Origin of the sequence: Zavarzinella formosa DSM 19928, assembly GCF_000255705.1 — a bacterium.
Taxonomy (GTDB): Bacteria; Planctomycetota; Planctomycetia; order Gemmatales; family Gemmataceae; genus Zavarzinella; species Zavarzinella formosa.
The window spans coordinates 1-213 of the sequence record NZ_JH636469.1 but is presented as its reverse complement, the minus strand read 5'-3'; positions in this window follow the sequence as shown (position 1 = coordinate 213).

The following is a 213-nucleotide window of genomic DNA, read 5'->3' as shown; positions in this document are numbered from 1 at the left end:
AATCGACGATGGCCGCGATCCGTGTCCGGTTGGAGACCGCCTCGGCGGCGACGATGGCGGCATTCACCTCGGCGCGAGCGTGGGCCGCGCGGCGGGCGGCGGCCAGATAGATGCCAGCCCCGCCGACCGCCAGATAGATGAGCAGGCCCAACTGATTTTCCGGGGAGGACACCCAGAATGACATCCGGGGGGCGGCAAACAAAAAATTGGCGA